The sequence below is a fragment of the Archangium primigenium genome (assembly GCF_016904885.1).
Classification (GTDB): Bacteria; Myxococcota; Myxococcia; order Myxococcales; family Myxococcaceae; genus Cystobacter; species Cystobacter primigenius.
On the sequence record NZ_JADWYI010000001.1, the window covers coordinates 615,025 to 633,415 of the forward strand.

17 protein-coding genes are annotated in these 18,391 nt (G+C 71.5%); 9 read left to right on the forward strand and 8 right to left on the reverse strand.

What is annotated here, in order from left to right:
* Positions 1-177: 177 nt before the first annotated feature.
* Together I3V78_RS02570 and I3V78_RS02575 are read right to left on the reverse strand one after the other, a co-directional pair.
* Positions 178-825, reverse strand: a complete 648-nt coding sequence (locus I3V78_RS02570) for a cyclase family protein (protein WP_204484727.1) — start codon at positions 823-825, stop codon at positions 178-180.
* Between the two features lie 97 nt (positions 826-922).
* Positions 923-2,017, reverse strand: a complete 1,095-nt coding sequence (locus I3V78_RS02575; RefSeq protein WP_204484728.1) for a glucose 1-dehydrogenase — start codon at positions 2,015-2,017, stop codon at positions 923-925.
* A 184-nt stretch (positions 2,018-2,201) separates the two neighbouring features.
* On the opposite strand from I3V78_RS02575, the gene I3V78_RS02580 reads away from it, so the two are divergent.
* The 5 genes from I3V78_RS02580 (at position 2,202) to I3V78_RS02600 (ending at position 6,239) form a co-directional block, all read left to right on the forward strand.
* On the forward strand, positions 2,202-2,762 hold the full coding sequence (locus tag I3V78_RS02580) for a hypothetical protein (RefSeq protein WP_204484729.1): 561 nt from the start codon (positions 2,202-2,204) through the stop codon (positions 2,760-2,762).
* Positions 2,763-2,821: 59 nt separating this feature from the next.
* The gene (locus tag I3V78_RS02585; protein WP_204484730.1) at positions 2,822-3,664 is read left to right on the forward strand and encodes a peptidoglycan recognition protein family protein; all 843 of its coding nucleotides are present in this window, start codon (positions 2,822-2,824) and stop codon (positions 3,662-3,664) included.
* A gap of 23 nt (positions 3,665-3,687) precedes the next feature.
* Positions 3,688-5,178, forward strand: a complete 1,491-nt coding sequence (locus tag I3V78_RS02590; RefSeq protein WP_204484731.1) for a hypothetical protein — start codon at positions 3,688-3,690, stop codon at positions 5,176-5,178.
* Between the two features lie 234 nt (positions 5,179-5,412).
* Positions 5,413-5,703, forward strand: coding sequence for a hypothetical protein (locus tag I3V78_RS02595; RefSeq protein ID WP_204484732.1), 291 nt, complete (start codon positions 5,413-5,415; stop codon positions 5,701-5,703).
* Positions 5,700-6,239 carry a hypothetical protein gene (locus tag I3V78_RS02600; protein ID WP_204496961.1) on the forward strand — a complete coding sequence of 180 codons (540 nt, stop codon included), beginning with the start codon at positions 5,700-5,702 and terminating at the stop codon, positions 6,237-6,239. Before I3V78_RS02595 ends, I3V78_RS02600 begins: the two co-directional genes overlap by 4 nt.
* Before the next feature lie 386 nt (positions 6,240-6,625).
* Here I3V78_RS02600 and I3V78_RS39800 read toward each other — a convergent pair whose 3' ends face one another.
* On the reverse strand, positions 6,626-7,177 hold the full coding sequence (locus I3V78_RS39800) for a ricin-type beta-trefoil lectin domain protein (RefSeq protein WP_204484733.1): 552 nt from the start codon (positions 7,175-7,177) through the stop codon (positions 6,626-6,628).
* A gap of 154 nt (positions 7,178-7,331) precedes the next feature.
* On the opposite strand from I3V78_RS39800, the gene I3V78_RS02610 reads away from it, so the two are divergent.
* Positions 7,332-8,120: a DUSAM domain-containing protein gene (locus tag I3V78_RS02610; RefSeq protein ID WP_204484734.1), complete on the forward strand. Its 789-nt coding sequence runs from the start codon at positions 7,332-7,334 to the stop codon at positions 8,118-8,120.
* A 16-nt stretch (positions 8,121-8,136) separates the two neighbouring features.
* On the opposite strand, the gene I3V78_RS02615 is transcribed toward I3V78_RS02610, so the two are convergent.
* The 3 genes from I3V78_RS02615 to I3V78_RS02625 form a co-directional block, all read right to left on the reverse strand.
* The gene (locus tag I3V78_RS02615; RefSeq protein WP_204484735.1) at positions 8,137-9,990 is read right to left on the reverse strand and encodes a M48 family metallopeptidase; all 1,854 of its coding nucleotides are present in this window, start codon (positions 9,988-9,990) and stop codon (positions 8,137-8,139) included.
* Positions 9,991-10,115: 125 nt separating this feature from the next.
* Entirely contained in the window at positions 10,116-10,442 is a 327-nt protein-coding gene (locus tag I3V78_RS02620; protein WP_204484736.1) for a hypothetical protein, read from the reverse strand.
* Between the two features lie 50 nt (positions 10,443-10,492).
* Positions 10,493-11,461 carry a hypothetical protein gene (locus I3V78_RS02625; protein ID WP_239576264.1) on the reverse strand — a complete coding sequence of 323 codons (969 nt, stop codon included), beginning with the start codon at positions 11,459-11,461 and terminating at the stop codon, positions 10,493-10,495.
* Positions 11,462-11,595: 134 nt separating this feature from the next.
* Here I3V78_RS02625 and I3V78_RS02630 point away from each other — a divergent pair, with 134 nt between their 5' ends.
* The 3 genes from I3V78_RS02630 to I3V78_RS02640 all read left to right on the forward strand — a co-directional run bounded on the left by I3V78_RS02630 (position 11,596) and on the right by I3V78_RS02640 (position 16,244).
* Positions 11,596-12,033 (forward strand): hypothetical protein, encoded by a 438-nt coding sequence (locus I3V78_RS02630; protein WP_204484737.1) that lies wholly within the window; start codon positions 11,596-11,598, stop codon positions 12,031-12,033.
* Between the two features lie 121 nt (positions 12,034-12,154).
* Positions 12,155-12,586: a hypothetical protein gene (locus I3V78_RS02635; RefSeq protein ID WP_204484738.1), complete on the forward strand. Its 432-nt coding sequence runs from the start codon at positions 12,155-12,157 to the stop codon at positions 12,584-12,586.
* 46 nt (positions 12,587-12,632) lie between these two features.
* Positions 12,633-16,244 (forward strand): serine/threonine-protein kinase, encoded by a 3,612-nt coding sequence (locus tag I3V78_RS02640; protein WP_204484739.1) that lies wholly within the window; start codon positions 12,633-12,635, stop codon positions 16,242-16,244.
* A 6-nt stretch (positions 16,245-16,250) separates the two neighbouring features.
* On the opposite strand, the gene I3V78_RS02645 is transcribed toward I3V78_RS02640, so the two are convergent.
* Both I3V78_RS02645 and I3V78_RS02650 read right to left on the reverse strand, forming a co-directional pair.
* A complete protein-coding gene (locus I3V78_RS02645; protein WP_204484740.1) occupies positions 16,251-16,589 on the reverse strand; it encodes a hypothetical protein in 339 nt (112 codons plus the stop codon).
* Positions 16,590-16,706: 117 nt separating this feature from the next.
* On the reverse strand, positions 16,707-18,338 hold the full coding sequence (locus I3V78_RS02650) for a sigma 54-interacting transcriptional regulator (RefSeq protein WP_204484741.1): 1,632 nt from the start codon (positions 18,336-18,338) through the stop codon (positions 16,707-16,709).
* Between the last annotated feature and the right edge of the window lie 53 nt (positions 18,339-18,391).

Here is an 18,391-nt window from a genome sequence, read left to right on the forward strand (position 1 = left end):
CGGCTCAAGGGTGTTGGGGATGGGGATTGGGGAGCCGGTCCTTGGCGGCGACACGCATGTCGCGAGGACCGGTTCGCCTACCACCCAGGCCGGGCCGTCGAGCGGAACGAGAGAGACGTCGCGCTGGGCGCACGGCGGGCCCGTGCTCGGGGGGTTGAGCACGGGGGACGTCTGGCTTCAGGCGCCTTCGCGCAGCGTGCGCACGAGCGCCCGCGCGGGGGAGCCCCACTCGGCCTTCATCTTCAGGGGCAGGCACAACAACTCGTGCATGCCGACCTTCACTTCACTCAGGTCCAGGCCCTCGATGAGCCAGAGGCCGGCGTCGCGCAGGAGCTGGTGCACGGCGAGCGCTTCCGAGTGGAAGCCCGCGCGGGACACGTAGTCCACGCCCACGCACGCCACGCGGCGCTCCACCAGGAGGTGCGCCGCCGCTTCCGACAGCATCACGAAGTCCTCGCCGTGCGGCCGCTTCCACCACTCGCGCGTGGAGTTGCGCGTGCGCAGCAGCAGCCGCTCTCCGGGGCGCGGCTCGTAGTCCGCGAGCGAGTCCGCGCGGATGCAGTCCACGTCATCGAGCAGCAGCACCCGCGCCTTGCCCACCGTGGCGTTGAGCGGCAGCCGCTCGGTGTCCTCCAGGTCCAGCTCCAGACTCGGCGGCGCCGTCACGTACGTGCCCATCCACGCCGCGCGCCGCAGCCACTCGACCCGGTCCTGCGTCCGGTCGGGAAACGCCGCGCCCTCGCCCGCACCCTCAGGGGGGGCACTGACGATGACGGGGGGTTCCTCACCAAACGGCACCGAGATGTCCAGCCAGGCACCTTCCATGTGCTTCCTCCTGTGGGTTCGCGAGTCGTGGCATCCCGCCCTTTCCGATCGAGCCAGTTCCCCCCCGGAAAGGACGGGCCGCAGTCTCGCTCAACTCCTACCCCCGAGAGAAGACGATGACGTCCTTGACGGCGCTCCTTTTGTCGCCCGTCACCACCTGGGCGAAGTCCTCGGGGGGATGACGCGCGGAGATGATGGCGTTGAGCTCGCCTGGCCAGTCACCCTGGAAGCGAGCCAGGTCCGCCACCGCCGCGTCGAAGTCCTCGGCCGCGGCGTTCACCGTGCCCAGCAGCACCTGGTTGTTGAGCACCAGTTGCTTCATGAGCGTGCCCACGTCCCACTTCGTCTTCTCCGCCTCCGGCACCCCGGTGAAGACGAAGACGCCATTGGGCGCCAGGGCCGTCACCAGCCGGAACGACGCACTGGCCGCGCCGGTGGCCTCGTACACCACGTCCGCCCGGCCCCGCTGCTCCACCAGGGCCTTCACCTCGTGCTCCTCGGAGGACAGGTAGGGCACGCCGAGCGCCTCGGTGAGCTTCGCCTTCTCGTTGGGCTTGGGGGCGTGCGAGTACATGGTCGTCTCGTAGCCCGCGCGCAAGAGCAGCATGGCGCCGAGCAGACCCACCGGTCCCGCCCCCATCACCACGGCGCGTCCGGGCGCCGAGCGCTTGCCGGGCACGCGCTGACCCACCAGCTGCACCTGGCGCAGGGACTTCTCCGCGATGGTGAGCGTCTCGGTGAGCACCGCCACCTCGCGCAGCTCACGGGGCACCCGGTGCAGGTAGCGCGCCTCGTCCACGAAGAACTCCGCGCAGAAGCCGTGCGCGCCCTGGATGCCGCGCTCGGTGTACTCGCCCGTCGCGCAGAAGTCCGGGTGCCCGTCACGGCAGGGCGCGCAGGACTCGTGGGGACAGGGCCGGCGCACGCGCGGCACCACGAGATCTCCCACCTGGAAGTCCTTCACCTCGGCGCCCACCTCCACCACCTCGCCCAAGCACTCGTGGCCCAGGATGAGGTAGTCCGAGCCCGAGGGGGCGCGTCCATGCTCGCCCTGGATGATTTCCTTGTCCGTGCCGCACACCCCCACTTCCAGCGTGCGCACGCGCACCTGCCCGGGCGTGTCCAGACGCGGCTCCGGCACCTCGAGCACCTTCACCTCGTGCCCCTTGGAAAACACCACCACCGCCTTCATCGCGCCTCCTCTGGCTTGGGTCGAGCCCTTGTCCTTGCCCCTGGCGCCCCCCCTCCGTCATCCCCTGGGGCCAGGGGGGCTTGGCTGGTGGACACTTGGGGCCCGGGGGATGCGCGGGGGTCAACAGCCGGGGGCGGCGTTTCTCGCGTGCCCCGACCCCGGGACAGGGTCTAAGACACACGGCGTGAGCGACACCCCGGCCCCCATCACCCCCTCGCGCTCGTTGTTCATCGCCGGCGCGGGCGTCCTGCTGCTGTCCATCCCCTTCTTCGCCTTCGGGTTGGGCTTCCTCGACACCAAGGCGCGCGTGGAGTTCTCCTGCCAGGAGGGCGGACCCTGCACGCTCGTGCGCGCCGGCTGGCTCACGCGCGAGGCCCCCGTCACCTTCCGCCTCAAGCAGATGACCGAGGCGCGCGTGGATCGCCGCCGCAGCTCGCGCGAGGGGGAGAACATCTACCGGCCCGTGCTCGTCACCCCCCAGGGGGACTTCCCGCTCGCCGCCCATTGGATGGAGAAGGAGCGCCAGGCCCAGGCGCCCGTCATCTCCGTGAACCGCTTCCTCGAGGCGGGCGGACTGCCGGCCTTCTCCATGTGGCATGACGACCGGATGCGCGCCAGCCGCGTGGGCATGCTCTTCACGGGCACCGCCGTCGTGGTGTTCCTGCTGGGCGTGGGGCTGACGTGGCGCGCGGTGCGCCGCCGGGGGCAGGAGCGAGCGCGCGGCCCGGAAGTGTCGACCGGGTAGCAACCTCGGCTCTCATCTTCCGATAATAGGAGACCCCTTTTTCCCGAGCCGAGACGTCCATGGACATCCGCAACAGCACCGCCGCCGCGACCACCGCCCGCACCGCCGCCGCCGCGGCCCCCTCCGTGACCGCCCCGCCCGCGGGCCTGGAGTACGGCAGCCGCGGACCCCAGGTGAAGCAGCTCCAGGACGCCCTGGTGAAGCTCGGGTACATGACCAAGGCGCAGGTGGCCACGGGCCCCGGCGTCTTCGGCAACAAGACCAAGGCCGCGGTGACGAAGTTCCAGGGCGACCACAAGCTGCCCACCACGGGCTACTACGGGGACCAGACGCACGCGGCGCTCAAGAAGGCCCTGGCCGCCGGGGGCAAGCCCCCCGTGGACGGCCCCACCAAGCCCGGCCCCACCAAGCCCGGCTCCTTCACCAAGCCGCCCGTCATCAGCGCGCCCTCGCCCAACTCCAACTCGCGCGGCGGGACGGACATCGACACCATCGTCCTGCACCACACCGCCAGCAACAACGGCGCGAGCGATCTGGCCTGGATGCGCAACCCCCAGAGCCAGGTGTCCGCGCACTACATGCTGGACCGCGACGGGAAGATCTACCAGCTGGTGGGGGATGAGAAGCGCGCCTGGCACGCGGGCAAGGGCGAGCTGCACGGCGTGCCCACGGACGTGAACGGCCGCTCCATCGGCATCGAGATCGTCAACGACGGCTCGGGCAAGACGCCCTTCACCGACGCCCAGTACAAGTCCCTCACCCAGCTCGTGGGCTACCTCAAGCAGGAGTACAAGGTGCCCAACAACAACATCCTGGGCCACAAGGACGTGGCGGTGCCCAAGGGCCGCAAGAGCGACCCGGCCTCCAACTTCGACTGGGCCCGCCTGCGCAAGGGCATCTGAGCCCCCGGGCTCCCCGTCCCCGGATGACCACGCACGCGGAGCACATCATCGAGCGGGCCCGGCTCGTCCGGGGCCTGCTCGCCGAGCGGCGGGAGCTGTTCGCGCGGGTGCCCTTCGCCCGCGCCCTGGAGTCCTCCCCGTCCGCGCTCGAGCGGCTCGCGCGGCCCGTGGTGGCCCTGGCGGGGGAGGGCCCCGCGGACACGGCCGCCGTGCGCCAGGCGCTCGGCGAGGACGTGCCCTGGCGCTGGTTGGAAGTGGGCGTGGCCCGCTACGAGGAGCAGGCTTCGCTCACGGGGGACCTGGGCCCGGACCTGTCGCTCGCCACGCTGGCCGAGCACTGCCTGCTCGTGCTGTCCGCCGAGACGCCCCCCTCCGAGGAGGAGCGGGCCTGGCTGCGGCAGTTGCCCGAGGCCTTTCCCGGCGGGGCGCTCCAGCTGGTGCTCGTGCACCGGGAGGCCCTTGCCCCACCCACCGAGGGAGAAGCACCCCGCTGGCCCCGGGGCCTCCCGTCCGTTCCAGGGCTGAGCGTGCACGCGGTGTCCTCGCGTGGTGAGGGCATCGAGGCCCTGCGCGAGGCGGTGGCGCGGCGGGTGGCGGCATGGCAGCTCGCCGGGCTGGACGCGGCGATGAAGGACTGGCGCCGGCTGCTCGCGGACCTCCAGACGCTCGTGGAGCTGCGGCCCCTGGTGCCCCTGGGCGCGGGCACGCTGTCGCGGCTGCGCCTGGGCCTGGACGAGGTGCTGGCCGACGAGGCCCGGCGGGTGGAGACCGAGCTGCCGCGCGTGGTGGAGGCGTGCGTGGACGCGCTGCGCCCGCGACTGCCCGAGTCCCTGCGGCGGCTGAACGAAGCGGCGCGGGAGCGGCTGGGCGAGGCGCTGGAGCCCTCGCTGCATGCCCTGCGCGCGCGGCTGGAGGGGCGGATGGCGCGGGAGCTGGCGCGCGACGGGGAGGGCGCCAGCCGCGCGGCCCTGACGGATCGCTTCGGTCGGCTGGTGGAGCCGGAGGCGCTCTTCTTCGACTGGCGCTCGGCGCGCACGGGGGGCCTGGCGGCGCTGGGGGCGGCGGCGATGGTGGGCACGGTGCGCCAGAAGGGCGGCTGGGCGCTGGCGGGCGCGGCGCTGGTGGGGGGCCTCGTGGCGGGCCTGATGGGCCGGGGCACACTGCTGCGCACGGACGAGGAGCTGCGGCGGGAGGTGGGCGGGCCCCTGCTGGAGCAGGCCCGGCGGCGCCTCCAGGAGGCCCTGGAGACCTCGCGCGCGGACGTGCACCGCCTGTGCGATCTGCTGCACCAGGCCTCCAAGGTCTTCGCCTCGGGCACGGACGCGGCCCATGACGTCACGCGCCTGGGCGAGGCCATCTCCCAGGCGGAGCGCGAGGGCCAGCGGTTGAACCAGGAATGGGAGCGATTGCGGTGGAAGCACCGACTGGAAGCACTCACCGCGCCCGCGCCGCATCGGGTCGACGATCATCCTCTGACGAACATCCGGGGCGCACAGGCATCGCCGTACGAGTGACCCCGACGATCCACCAGGCGGAGCATCAGGGCAGCGGTTGAACCCAAGGGGGGGTCGCCTACGATGCGGACACGAACGAGAGGTACGCGCCATGCCCGATTCGCGAGCGTCACCGCACTCCTGATTGCATCGGGATGCATGGGGACGCAGGTTCAATTCAGGACGGTCATCGCTCGGACTGGAGACGAACTTGGTGGATGGCAGGCAGCATGTGTGGAGGCCTTGTTCCAGAACATGACGACCCATGACTCTCACGTCTGCCTGGTGGGCATTGGAATGCCCGTGCGCACCCGAGCCCAAGGGCTGATCTCCTCGTGGGACGCCTCCGATTTCGCCGCGACGTGTATTCATGAGGCTTCGGATCGCGTCGTCAGACCATCGCCTCCTTCTGTTCCCTCCGCGCTGGCCTGCATGAACTTCAAGGCCGAGCTGGCGCGTCTCCTCAATGAAAGAGTCATGGGCTCCCGAGTGACCTTGAGGTGCGATGCGGGCATTCCGCGCACCCGACTGGGATTCGAGCCGTGAAACCTTCCACCGAGGAATTGCTCGCCGTCGCACGCACGTATTGGCCCTCGAGCCTGGAGGCCTCCCTGCACCCGGAGACCTGTCCGGAATATCAACGGCTCCAGGAACGATGGCGACAGGAACTCGCGCGTCTGGATCGATGGCACGCCTTCCTCGACGTGCTCAAGAACGACCTGCCAGGATTCATCGTGGGGGACGCGACCGCCACCGTGGATGCTTGCTGGCGATGTGCCGTCTACCCGCGGGAGGGCAATGCTTCTCTGTCGGATTGGGCGGTCGTGGGCTGCGTGAGCATCCTGGCCCCGGTTTCCACGCTCTACGCCGTCCACCAAGGAGAAATCTTCTCCCCACCGCCTTCCGAGATGCGGGCGATCTCGGACATGCTCACCCGAAGCATCGAATCGACGTGGAAGGTCGTCGCGCTTTCGCGGGACATCACCCAGACGCCTGTCCCGCTCTGGGTGGATCCGCACCGTCCCCCGAACACCACACTCTTCCATGCACTCTTCACGAGTCAACCTGAGAGTCTGCCTTAGAAGATGTCATCGAAAAAAGATGCTTCATCGCGGTAATGCTGTTGTAACGACTGCTTGTGCCCTGCGAGGAACAGCAGGAATGGCCCCGTGATATGTGCAAATCCCGAGACTGAAGGATCGACCTTACCCATTTTCCGCCAGTTCGATAACGCAAGCGGAGCATTGATCGAGCACATCGGACAGCGGAATCCTCAACATTGCAAACCCGCGATCAGGCACGCAGTTTTACTGAAAAGCCACACCCGCCGACCGAGGGCTCGACTCAACGATTGATCAACATGGCTTCAGGAGATGGCCACCAAGGCGACAAACCCGTAGGAGCGGCAGGCGGTGACCATTCTCTCTTTGGACCCTAAACAGCCGTGTTCCTCCCACGCACTCAGCAGTTACTGTAACAGCCACTGCTGGGAAGCGGAGTTGTTACAGGCGTAGATCTCCACGATGGTCCCCTGGCTCGCCACTCCCCCCCTAACATCGAGGCAGTAACTCGGGTTAAGCACGGTGCGGAATTCATTGTCGTTTCTAATCCATCGCTGTGCGGCGGTGCCATTGCAGTAATAAATCTGCACGGGAGTGTTTGGCGCACTTGATCCGCCCTGGACGTCGAGACAGAGATTGACGTTCAGGGCGCTTCGAAGCTCCTGCGTGTTGGGATTGTATGCCCATTGCTGAGCATACGTGCTGTTGCAGGCCCAGATATGAACTGGAGTCTCCGAGACTGGAGTGCCCATCCTTACGTCAAGACAGAAAAAGGCGCTGACTCCGCTGCGATACTCCACGAAGGGGTAAGTCAGAGATTGCGCTGCCGTCGGCGGGCTATCGTCTTGCGCCGATCTTTCGAGCACATCTTCAGGCGCACCACATCCCAGTGCGGCCAAGCCTGCACCGAGCAACGCAGTGAACGATACAGTGTGCTTAAGAGCTGTTTGGGCGTTCATGTTCCTCCCCACTGATCAGGCGGCCTTGCCTGAAGAATCATGCAAGTCATTGAATCAACGCAAGTTCATCCTCGCAACCGACAGCGTTAAAATAAATGCCTGGAAGTGACGCATCGGACACATCTGGGTAATGTCGATACTGAAGGGAGGCACCATGTCCGACGAAGTCAATTGGGACCGCATCCGAGCGCTGGCGCAGCGGGTACTGACGCAGGGCGAGCCGCTGGAGCTTTCAGTCGAGACCCGGGCCTTGTTGATCCAGAGCGCCCAGGAGGTGGCCCTCGACACTCAGGACGCGGAAGACGCCCTGCGGAGTGTGCCCACGGCGACCAGCCTTCTCGGGGAGATTCGCCAACGCATCCGGGAGGGAGCGAACCGCCTGAGCGAGGCCGAGGACCAGGTCGAGGAACTTCAGGAGAAAGGCAGCCTGAGCGAGGCGCAACACGTCCTCCGTGACCTCCTCGCGGTGGAGCACGTCCCCTTCTACCGACAGCAGGCCAGGCGCCTGCTCGACGACCTGACGAAACTCGCCGAGGTCCTCGCGACCGGACGGCTCCATCCGGACCTGCACGATCGGCAACAGCTCGCCACGCTCTCGCTGCGCATTCAGCGAGGACACTCACTGGAACTCACCGAGGACGTGCGTGCCCTTCTGCGTCGCACCGCCCCAACGGCGGCCATCACCGACGCCGAGACGGAAGAGGCCTTGAAGAGCCGGGAAGGAGCCGAGGCCCTCATGGATGTCATTGTCTCTCGCTTCCGGGAGGCCCAGAGCCGGTTCCTGCACGCGATGTACCGGATGACGAGTCTCCGGGACGAGGGAGACCTCGAAGGCGCGCGTCAGCAGTTGCGGGCCGTGCTCGCCGTTGAGCTCGTTCCTCGGTATCGACAGATGGCCGCTGAGCAACTGCGGGGCCTCGACCCTCCGGCCCCGCAGTCGTGATCGTGAACTACCGGGTTCAAGCCGCCTGCTGGGCCTGGGCCTGATGGGCTTCCATGGTCCGGTGGCGACTGAGGTACTGCGCGTAGGCGTTCACCAGCGCGTCCCCGTCCGCCATCTTGCTCAGGCAGATGGAGCGCTTGCCGCCGAACAGGCCCGCGTCCTTGAGCACGATGTCCAGGTACTTCTTGAACAGGCGCTCGTCCGTGCTCACCGACTTCACCTGCTCGAACGGCACCGGCTCCTCCCACTCGCTGTAGCTCACGCCCGCGAAGTCCAGCCGCGCCTCGGGGCCTCCCGGCTCCTTGGCCTCGAACGTCAGCGGCGGGAAGTGCTTCTCCACGTGCTCGCGCTCCTCGGGCGTGGACGGCACGTAGCGGTAGGCCCGCATCAAGTCATGCGCCTCGGAGAAGCGGGACTCGTACACCCCCCACAGCCGCGCCTCGATCGCCTCCGCGTCCAGGATCGCGCTCACCCACGAGTCCGTCCCCGGCGTGAGCAGCACCTTCACCACCTCGTCCGGCTCCAGCTTCTCCCCCACGTTCTCCAGGCGCGCGGCGAGCTTCGGGTGCGAGTCGAACGGGTGCGGCGTCACCGAGCCATACAGGTCCTCGTGCACCGTCTGCGAGCCCGCGTACTCCGCGAAGCCCAGCGCCACGCGCTCGGCGATCGCCACCTGCTGGTGCTGCTCGTTGCCCTCGAAGAGCGAGGACTCCACCCGGCCCCGGAAGTTCGCGTACGCGCCCACCTTCATCAGCGAGCGCGCGATGTCCTGGCCCGACGTGAGCCCCGCGGCGAGCTTGTCCGCGGCGAACTCGGCCGCGCGCTGGCCCCGGCTGAGCGCCAGCTCGAACAGGCCCCGGTAGGCCAGCATGAAGTGGAAGATGGGCAGCGTCACCAGGCCTTCGCGCAGCGCGTGCAGGTACTGCCCGAAGCGCGCCAGCATCGGCGCCAGGCGCTTGCTGTGTCCCGTGTCTCCCCCGAGCAGGTGCCCCATCTCGTGCGCGAGCACCGCGTCCGCCTCGGACTTCCCGAGCAGGCGCAACAGCGACAGGCTCACGAACAGCGTGCGCCCCGTGAGCACGCGCTCGCCCACCCGCACCTCGCCCTCGGTGACGAAGAAGTTCGTGTCGATGCCCGCCAGGATGTGGTCCGGCGGCGGCGTGCCCAGCCGCGCGCACAGGCCCCGCACGTGCGCCCACAGCTCCGGCGCCCGCGCCTCCTCCAGCGCCTCGGCCTCCACCTCGAAGTCCATGGCCGGGCGGCGGAAGATGGCCTGCAAGAGCTTGAACACCGCCATGGCCGCCAGCACGCCCACGATGATGATGAGCTTGGGCACGTAGCGCTGGAACCACACCGCCGTCATCCAATAGGACAGCCACACGGCCAGCCCGCCCTGGGCCACCGCCTGGACGGCCCCCGTCACCCGGAGCACGTTCCAGCCCACCATGAAGCCCGCGTACTCCAGGGGCCGCGAGACGAACGCCGCCAGCGCGCACAGCAGCGCCAGCACCGCCGAGGCCAGGCCCAGCCCAATGGCCCCGAGCGCCACGAGCCGCATGCCCTGGAACTGCTCCACGTCCGAGCACCCCTCGCCCAGGCCCTGGCGGAACGGGGCCAGGTCCTCGGAGTCACTCAGACACGCCGCCGAGGCCGGCACCGCGCGGAAGAAGGCCAGGGCCGCCTCGCGCTCGCTCTCGGTGAGCGCCGCGTCCTGGGTGTACTGCTCCTCCACGGCGGCGAGCAGCCGCGCATCGAACCGGTCCATGGCGTGGCCGCCAAACCACAGCCCGAAGAGCGGCAGGGCGAAGAGCCAGAGGGCGGGCAGCGCGTAGACGCGCAGGAAGCTCGGCAGGGACAGCTCGGAACGCATGTGAGGGACCCGGTGCGGGAGAGGCCGCCGAGCCTAGCCCGGGACCCGACTTCACGGGCAGCCCCCCCTCCCCCAGGCCATGACGTGACGCGGTACCCGCCGGGGCCCGCGCTCCAGGCGAGCCGCTAGGGCGCCCCGTGCAGGGCGGACAGGAACACCGCCTGGCGCTCCTGCATGAACGCCACGCACTCGGCGATGACGGTGGGCGGCGGGAACACCGGCGCCTTCATGAAGTCCACGATCGCCGCCTTGACGCCCTCGTAGAGGTCCGGGTTGAAGGGCTCGCCGGGCCGGGAGGCGACGAGCAACTCGTGCATCTTGGTCAGCAGGGGCCTGGCCGTGCCGGTGGCGCTCTCCGCCTCCTGGGACAGCGTCGTCAGCAGGCGCTGCCGCAGGGCCTCCAGCTCGGGCGGCTCGACGGGGACCTTCGGGACATTCGGCGTCTGGGACATGGGCGGGCCTCGGTGGGACAGGAGGAAGACGGCGCTCCGCCCACCATAGCTCAGTGCTCGGCCCGCTCCTCCACCTGCTCGCCGGGCGGCTCGGGCCGCTCGCCGAACATCTCCGTGAGGATCCGCTCCGCCGCGTCCGCCAGCACGTCGCGCTCCAGGCGCATCTCCTCGCCGAAGAAGCGCTGGCCCACCCGCGTGTCCAGCGCGTGCATGCCCAACAGCGCGAAGGCCTGCGCCTCGTCGAAGCCCGTCTCCGATGCCAGCACCCGCTTGCCGGGCTGCAGGTCCTCCTGGTCGAAGCGGCCCTCCCACGTCTCGCCGAGCGTGACGGAGAAGTACTGCAGGGCCACGTTGCCCGGCCGCGACATGTGCGCCACCGCCACCACCGCGCGCAATTGCTCGCGCTCGTGTGCCGTCATCGTGCGCGTCCAGCCCTCCACCGTGGCGTGCATGGTCTCGATTTGATCGCGCGCCGCGTCCTCCGCGTTGCGCATCAGGTCCGGCACCCACTCCCGCGTACGGGCGGACAGCACGCCCGGCTCCACCCGGCCCGCGGCCAGCACCCGCTCGACGAGCGCCCGCGTGCTCCCGAGCAGCCGCCGCTGCCGGGCGAGCGCCTCGGGAGGGAAGCCCCGCGCCTCCAGCCCGTCCAGCACCCGGGTGAGCGGGCCCCGCAGGGACTCCAACCGCTCGCGCCGGCGGGCCTCCAGTTCGCCGCGCGCGTCCTCCAGCAGGACGTACACCGCGAGCGGCAGGTGGTTGATGGCCTTGAGCTCGTGGTAGCGGCGGGTGCGCGCGGGGCCCTCCTCGCGCCGCGCGCCGTGGCGCAGGATGAGCACGTCGTCGATCTGCGCGATGACCGGGCCCCCGTGCGCCACCAGCGCGTCGCGCCGCTCGGCGTAGATGTCCCGGAAGGTGTCGTTGAGCGCGAGCAGGGGATCTCCCGGCTCCAGCGCCACGGAGGACGCCGGGGACGGAGCACCCGCGGCGCGGGAGGAGGCGAAGGGGCAGTCGGCCATGGGCCCAAGGTAAGACCGGAGCGCCCTGCCGGCACCTCTCGTGTGCTGGGTGACAGTCCAGGCCGTCCGGGCCCGCCGGGCTCCACTCCTGGACGCTTCCGCGCGGGCACCATCCGTGCTGCCATGCGAGGGCCATGAATGCCCTCGCGCGAGAGTGGAGGATCGGAGAGAGCCTCTTCCAGTTCGAGCCTCCGGACCTCCTCCGGGCGAGCTACCACGGCCGCCTGTGTGAACAGCAGGCCGTGCACTTCCTGCGCGTCTACGAGGAGGTCTTCACCGCGACGGGCCCCTTCTTCCTCCTGGGGGACATGCGGACCGCCACGGGGCTGGAGCCGGATGCGCAGCGCTACCTCAACGATCACATCCAGTACGACTGGCTCCGGGGCGTGATCTACATCAACGCGCGGCTGGCCCACCGGGCCCTGTCCGCCGGCTTCCTCCTGGCCTCCGAGATGACCCGCGCGCAGACCAGCCCCCTGACCGGGAGGATCCACTTCGCCACCAGCGAGGAGGAGGCCCGGGGAATCATCGCGCGGCTGCGCGTCGGCGGGGGCGGGCGGTCCACCGGCTGAACCCGGAATATCCCGCCAGAACGGAAATTTAGGGTCGGGGTGCGGACCCGGTGCCGTCAGGCGTGAGATGGGCAAGCGAGGGCTTCTTCGCGGGCGGCATCCGTGCTGCCATGGCGAGCGCATGAGCCCCCGCACACGAGAATGGAGGATTGGAGGGCACCGCTTCCGCCACGAGCCTCCGGACGTGCTGCGCGCGGACTTCCAGGGCCGGCTGTACGAGCAGGAGGCCATCCAGCTGATGCACCTTTACGAGGAGGTGTCCCGCGTGGAGCCCTTCTTCCTGCTCGTGGACGTGGGCGAGGCCGAGGGGATCGACCCGGATGCCCAGCGCTACCTCAACGATCACATGAGCCCCACGTGGATGCGCGGCATCGTCTACTTCCACGCGCGGCTGGTGCACCGGGCCGTGGCCGCCGGGCTGCTGCTCGCCTCGGAGATGGCCCGCGCGGAGGTGAGCCCCCTGCGCGGCAAGGTGCACTTCGCCGCCACCGAGCAGGACGCCCGGGCGCTCATCGCGCGCATGCGCGCCGGGGAGGACGTGCTCCCTCCCTGAGGAAGGGAGCCGCGCGTGCCCATTCCGTCCACGCGGACGGACTCCTATGCTCGGCCGGGTGAGCCTCCAGACGCCTCCCGGTGCCGGGTACGAAGAGGAACTGCACTGCGCCCTCGCTGAGGGGCTCGTGTCGCGCGACGAGGTGGAGTCCCTGCGCGCCGAGGCCCTCCGGCTCCAGCGCAGCCCCCTGGAATTGCTGCTCGAGCGGGGCCAGCTCTCCCCGGACAGCCTCCTGTCCCTGCGCGGCCGGGCCTCGCCCTTCGAGGCCCCCGCCACCCAGCGCCCCGGCGCGCCGCCGCCCCCGCCGTCCGCCGAGCCCGCCTTCCCCCTGCCCGGCTGGGAGCGCTACCAGCCCGTGCGCTTCCTCGGCCAGGGCGGCATGGGCCAGGTGTTCCTCGCGTATGACCCGCGCCTGCGCCGCAACGTGGCCCTCAAGTTCGTGCGCGATGGCGACCCGCAGCTCGCCCAGCGCTTCCTGTCCGAGGCGCGCGCCCAGGCCCGGGTGCGCCACGAGCGGGTGTGCGAGCTGTACGAAGTGGGGGAGATCCACGGCCGGGCCTTCATCGCCATGCGCTACGTGGAGGGGCGCCACCTCGGGCAGCTCGCCCGGGAGCTGACGCTGGAGCAGAAGCTCTCCGTCATGCGGGACGTGGCCGAGGGCGTGCACGCCGCCCACCACGCGGGCCTCATCCACCGCGACCTCAAGCCCTCCAACATCCTCGTGGAGCGGCGCGAGGACGGCACGCTCAAGCCCTACATCATGGACTTCGGCCTGGCGCGCGACTGGCACGAGGAGCACACCGCCTCGGGCGACGTGCTCGGCACGCCCCACTACATGGCGCCCGAGCAGGCCCGGGGCGAGGTGGGCCGACTGGACCGGCGCGTGGACGTCTACAGCCTGGGCGCCACCCTGCACCACGTGCTCGCCGGCACCCCGCCCTTCCTGGGCCACAACGCCCTGGAGCTGCTCACCGTCATCCAGACCCAGGAGGCCCCCGCCCTGCGCGTGTCCCACCCGGACATCCCCGTGGACGTGGAGGCCATCGTCCTCAAGTGCCTGGAGAAGGACCGCTCGGCCCGCTACGACTCGGCGCGCGCCCTGGGCGAGGACCTGGAGCGCTACCTGTCCGGCGAGCCCGTGCGCGCGCGCCGCGCGGGGCCCGGCTACCGGCTGCGCAAGCGGCTCAAGAAGCACCGGGGGCTCGTGGCCCTGGGCACCACCGCCGCCGTGGGCCTGGGGCTCGCGCTCGGCCAGGCCGCGCTCACGCGCCACCAGGTGGCCACCCGCGAGCGCCTCGCCCGCCAGTTCACCGAGCGCGTGGAGCGCCTGGAGGCCCAGGCCCGCTACTCCGCCCTGGCCCCCCTGCACGACATCCGCCCGGACCAGCGCGCCCTGCGCGAGGACATGCGCGCCCTGGAGGCGGACATCCACGAGCAGGGCGGCGCCGCGCGGGCCCCGGGCCAGTACGCGCTCGGCCGCGCCCTGCTCGCCCTGGGAGACCCCTCCGGGGCCCTCGAGCGGCTCGAGGCCGCGTGGCGCGAGGGCTACCAGGAGCCCCGCGCCGCCCACGCGCTCGCGCTCGCGCTCGGCCAGCTCTACCAGCAGGGGCTGCCCGAGGTGGAGTGGGTGAAGGATCCCGTGCAGCGCGAGGCCCGCCGGCGCGAGCTGGAGCGGCGCTACCGCGACCCGGCCCTCGGCTACCTGCGCCAGAGCGGGGGCGCCGGGGTGTCCTTGTCCGGCCATGGCGCGGCGCTCCTGGCCTTCTACGAGGGGGACCACACGCGCGCCCTGGCCCAGCTGGACGCGCTGGGCCCCGTGCCCTCCTGGCTCCACGAGGTGCCCCTGCTGCGCGGCGACGTGCTCCAGGCCCGGGCCTGGACCCACCGCAACGCCGGGCGGCGCGCCGAGGCGCTCGCGGACCTGGAGGCCGCCCGCGCCGCCTACACCGCCGCGGCCACCATCGGCGAGAGCGACCCCGCGGTGCCCACCGCCCTGGGCACGCTGGAGCTGGGCGCGCTCGTGCTGGAGCTCTACGGCCCGGGCGACGTGCGCACGCCCTACACCCGGGGGCTCGAGGCCATCACCCGGGCCCTCACCGCCTCCCCCGAGCACCCCACGGCGCGGCTGGTGCGCGCGCGGCTGCACCGCCGCATGGGCGAGGCCCTGCTGCAACAGGGCGGCGACGTGCTGCCGCTCGCCCAACAGGCCGCCGTCGAGGCGCGCGCCGTGCTCGCCCTCGCCCCGGCGCACTCGCTGGCCTGGCGCGAGCTCGCGCGCGACCTGCGCCTGGAGGCGCGCTACCGCCAGGAGCACGGCGAGAACCCCGCCGAGTCCCTGCGCGCGGCGCGCGAGGCCTTCGAGCGCGTGGCCCCGGTGGACCGCGACTACGGCTTCCACACGGAGCTCGGCCACCTGCTGAAGATCTCCGCCGACGCCGAGGAGCAGCGCGGAGGCGATGCCCTCGCCGCGCGGCGGGGGGCGCTCGACGCCTACCGGGCCGCCATCGCGCTGGACCCCGGGCTCGTGGACGCGTGGCTCAACCTGGGCACCGTGCTGTACCAGCGCGCCACGAGCCCCCACGCGCCGGACGCGGACGGGGACCTGGACGAGGCCGAGCGGACCTTCGCGCGGGCCCGGCGCCTGGATCCGGCCCACGTGGTGGCCGTCTACTACGGCGGCCAGGTGCACGAGTGGCGCGCGCGCCGGAGCCTCAACCGCGGCGGCGTCCCGGACGCGGAGCTGGAGCGGGCCCTGGCCCTGTACCGCCAGGGCCAGGCGCTCAACGGCAAGCTGCCCCAGTTCCCCAACACCCTGGGCGGCGCGCTCCTGTGGAAGGCGGAGCTGGCGTGGGAGGCGGGAGGGGAGCCGGGCGCCGCGCTCGACGAGGCCCGCGCCTGCTTCGAGAAGGCCCGCGCGCTCGCGCCCCAGCAGGGCTTCGCGGACAACAACCTGGGCGAGTGGCACGCCCAGCGCGCGCTCCTGCTCCTGCGGCGCGGCGAGGATCCCACGCCCAGCGCCCGGGCCGCCCTGGACGCCTATGCCCAGGCCCTCGCGCGCCTGCCCAAACAGGCCCAGCTCCAGGCGAACCCCGCCAAGGTGCACCACACCCTGGCGCTCTGGGCGCTGCGGCGGGGGGAAGACCCTTCCGCCGAGCTGGAGCGGGCCACGCGCGCCCTGGACGCGGCGCTCGCGCTGCGCCCCGGCATGGGCTACGCGCTGCGCTACCAGGGCGAGGTGGAGTCCGTGCGGGCCCGTTGGCTCGCGCACGGGGGCCGGGCCCAGGAGGCCGACTTCGAGCGCGCCGCGCGGGCCTTCGCGCGCGCCCTGGAGGCCGACCCCGAGTGGCCCGAGTACCGCCTGGCCGCGGCGCTCCACCAGGGCGAGTGGGCCGCGTGGCGCACGAGCCGGGGAGACGACGCGCGCCCCGTGCTCGACGAGGGGCTGCGCCAGCTCGAGGGGGCCCTGGCCGCGCGGCCCACCTGGGCCCGGGCGCGGGCCGCGCGGGCCGGGCTGCTGCGGGCCCGGGCCGAGCTGCCCTCCACCTCCCCGGCCGAGCGGGAGGCGGGGCGGCGCGAGGCGCGCGAGGCGCTGGAGCAGGCCCTCGCGCACAACCCCCACCTCACGGCGGAGGACGGTACCCGGCTCAGCGCCCGTTGAACCGGCTCAGAACTCCGTGGTGACGTCCAGGCCACCCCCGAGCGTCCCCGGCGGCTCGGGGTCGTGATGGGGAGGCGTGCACCCCCCCTCCGGCCGCGCCTGGAAGTAGTAGCGCCGGGTGGTCACCGTGCTCGTCACCATCGGATCCTGCGAGTTGCTGAGCGGCGAGCTGCCGTCGAGGTCGAACGAGGAGCGCGAGAAGGGCGTCCCGTCGGTGAAGACGACACACACCTTGTCCGTGCGGCCATCGAGCACGAAGTCCACCGTGTCGCCCGGGCGGACCACCGGCGGGTCGGGGTTGTAGGTGATGTCGCTCGGGCCAATGGTGACGGTTTGATTTGCCATGGATGTCTGCCTTTCTGACCCCCCGCCATAGCAACCCACGACGCCGTGCGCCATGGACGGCGTGTCCAAGAACCCACGCCATTGACGTGCCCTGACATGTCAATGGCGTGTCAACGCTCAGCGCAGGTCCAACCCCAGCTCCCGCACGCGCCGCTGCAGGCCGCGCCGGGACACCTCCAGCCGGCGCGTCATCTCGTCCAGGTTGCCCGCGCACTCGTGGAAGCACCGGGAGATCTCCTCCACGGTGAGGTCGCCCGCGGTGCGCAGGCTCGTGCTCTTGTCGATGAGCACGTAGAGCGAGGGCCGGGTGATGCCCAGGCGCAGGGCGGCGGCCTTGAGGTCCCACCCGCTGGCGCGCAGGGCCTCGACCAGCTCGGTGTCCGTCACCTCCGAGGGCTTGCGGCGCGGCTCGGGCTCGGGCGCGGCGGCGCGCTCGGGCTCCCGGGAGGACTCCCTCGCGGACTCCCGGCCGCTCGGCGCCTCGGCCTCGCCGGAGACGAGGCCCGCGTCCAGCTCCCGCTCCAGGCGCGGCGTGGCCTTGAGCGCCCCCTGCCCCCGGCTGCCGATGACGAGCTGGCGCGCCAGGTTGCGCAGCTGCCGCACGTTGCCAGGCCAGCCGAAGCGCACCAGCCGCACCGCCAGCGCCGAGGGCAGCCAGGGCTCGGCCGCCGAGGAGCGTGACTCCAGCCGGTGGCCGTCCCCGAGCGCCTCGGCCTCCTGCCGGGCGAAGTGCTGGAAGAGCAGGCCAATGTCCTCGCGGCGCTCGCGCAGGGGCGGCACCTGCACCTCGTACCCGGCCAGCCGGTGCAACAGCGGCGCCTTGAACACGCCCTGGCGGATGCGCTCCTCCAGGTCCGCGTCCGTGGCGGTGATGAGGCGCACGTCCACGGCCACCGGCGAGTGCCCGCCCACCGGGTACACCTCGCTCGTCTCCAGCACCCGCAGCAGCATGACCTGGACCTCGGGGGGCGCCTCGCCCACCTCGTCCAGGAAGAGCGTGCCGCCGTGCGCGGCGCGGAAGAAGCCCTCGCGCTCCTGGGTGGCGCCCGTGTACGCGCCCCGGCGCGCGCCGAACAGCTCCGCGGCGGCGAGCTCCTTGGGAATGGCGCCCAGGTTCACGCTCACGAAGGGCCCCTGGCGCCGGGGGCTGCGTTGATGGATGGCCCGCGCCACCAGCTCCTTGCCCGAGCCCGTCTCGCCCCGCACCAGCACGGGCACCTTCAGGTCCGCCACCCGCACCACGTCCTCGCGCACCCGGCGCATGCCCGCGCCATGGCCCACCATGCCCAGGTCGTCCGCGCCCGCCCCGTCGCTCGCGGGCGTCAGGTGCAGCAGCAGCACCACCCGCTCGGCGAGCACCAGCGACACCCCCACCGCCAGCTCCTCGGGGCCGAACTCCCGGCTGCCCGTGAGCGGCGCGTCCTCCACCCACACCTGGGTGCCGCCCGGCTCCACGCGCAGTCGCACCCGGCCTTCCCCCACGCCCTCGAACACCAGGGGCTTGCGGCTCAAGAAGGTGTCCGCGAGCGGCAGGCCCAGCGTGGCCCCCGGCGGCACGAAGTCCGGCCCCACCCGGGACACCGCCACCGAGCCCACCGAGAGCAGCGCCCCCAGCACGAGCCGCTCTCCGGCCCGCATCGGCGAGGGGTGGGAGACGATGGTGAGGCAGGGCGTGGGTCGCGAGGGCTCGGGCCGCTCGCGCCGGGGCGTGGCGGCCGTGGAGATGTCCGTGAACGGCTGGTCCTTCATGGACGGCAGTCTACCCGGCCACCCGACGTGGGGCCGAGGCGGGAGTGACTCGA

What these genes read in the sequence shown, in the direction of transcription:
- I3V78_RS02635 (WP_204484738.1), top strand. Translation starts at nt 12,155, where the DNA reads ATGAGCCCCCGCACACGAGAATGGAGGATTGGAGGGCACCGCTTCCGC.
- I3V78_RS02595 (WP_204484732.1), top strand. Translation starts at nt 5,413, where the DNA reads ATGACGACCCATGACTCTCACGTCTGCCTGGTGGGCATTGGAATGCCC.
- I3V78_RS39800 (WP_204484733.1), bottom strand. Translation starts at nt 7,177, where the DNA reads ATGAACGCCCAAACAGCTCTTAAGCACACTGTATCGTTCACTGCGTTG.
- I3V78_RS02575 (WP_204484728.1), bottom strand. Translation starts at nt 2,017, where the DNA reads ATGAAGGCGGTGGTGGTGTTTTCCAAGGGGCACGAGGTGAAGGTGCTC.
- I3V78_RS02640 (WP_204484739.1), top strand. Translation starts at nt 12,633, where the DNA reads ATGCTCGGCCGGGTGAGCCTCCAGACGCCTCCCGGTGCCGGGTACGAA.
- I3V78_RS02625 (WP_239576264.1), bottom strand. Translation starts at nt 11,461, where the DNA reads ATGGCCGACTGCCCCTTCGCCTCCTCCCGCGCCGCGGGTGCTCCGTCC.
- I3V78_RS02630 (WP_204484737.1), top strand. Translation starts at nt 11,596, where the DNA reads ATGAATGCCCTCGCGCGAGAGTGGAGGATCGGAGAGAGCCTCTTCCAG.
- I3V78_RS02615 (WP_204484735.1), bottom strand. Translation starts at nt 9,990, where the DNA reads ATGCGTTCCGAGCTGTCCCTGCCGAGCTTCCTGCGCGTCTACGCGCTG.
- I3V78_RS02620 (WP_204484736.1), bottom strand. Translation starts at nt 10,442, where the DNA reads ATGTCCCAGACGCCGAATGTCCCGAAGGTCCCCGTCGAGCCGCCCGAG.
- I3V78_RS02645 (WP_204484740.1), bottom strand. Translation starts at nt 16,589, where the DNA reads ATGGCAAATCAAACCGTCACCATTGGCCCGAGCGACATCACCTACAAC.
- I3V78_RS02610 (WP_204484734.1), top strand. Translation starts at nt 7,332, where the DNA reads ATGTCCGACGAAGTCAATTGGGACCGCATCCGAGCGCTGGCGCAGCGG.
- I3V78_RS02570 (WP_204484727.1), bottom strand. Translation starts at nt 825, where the DNA reads ATGGAAGGTGCCTGGCTGGACATCTCGGTGCCGTTTGGTGAGGAACCC.
- I3V78_RS02590 (WP_204484731.1), top strand. Translation starts at nt 3,688, where the DNA reads ATGACCACGCACGCGGAGCACATCATCGAGCGGGCCCGGCTCGTCCGG.
- I3V78_RS02650 (WP_204484741.1), bottom strand. Translation starts at nt 18,338, where the DNA reads ATGAAGGACCAGCCGTTCACGGACATCTCCACGGCCGCCACGCCCCGG.
- I3V78_RS02585 (WP_204484730.1), top strand. Translation starts at nt 2,822, where the DNA reads ATGGACATCCGCAACAGCACCGCCGCCGCGACCACCGCCCGCACCGCC.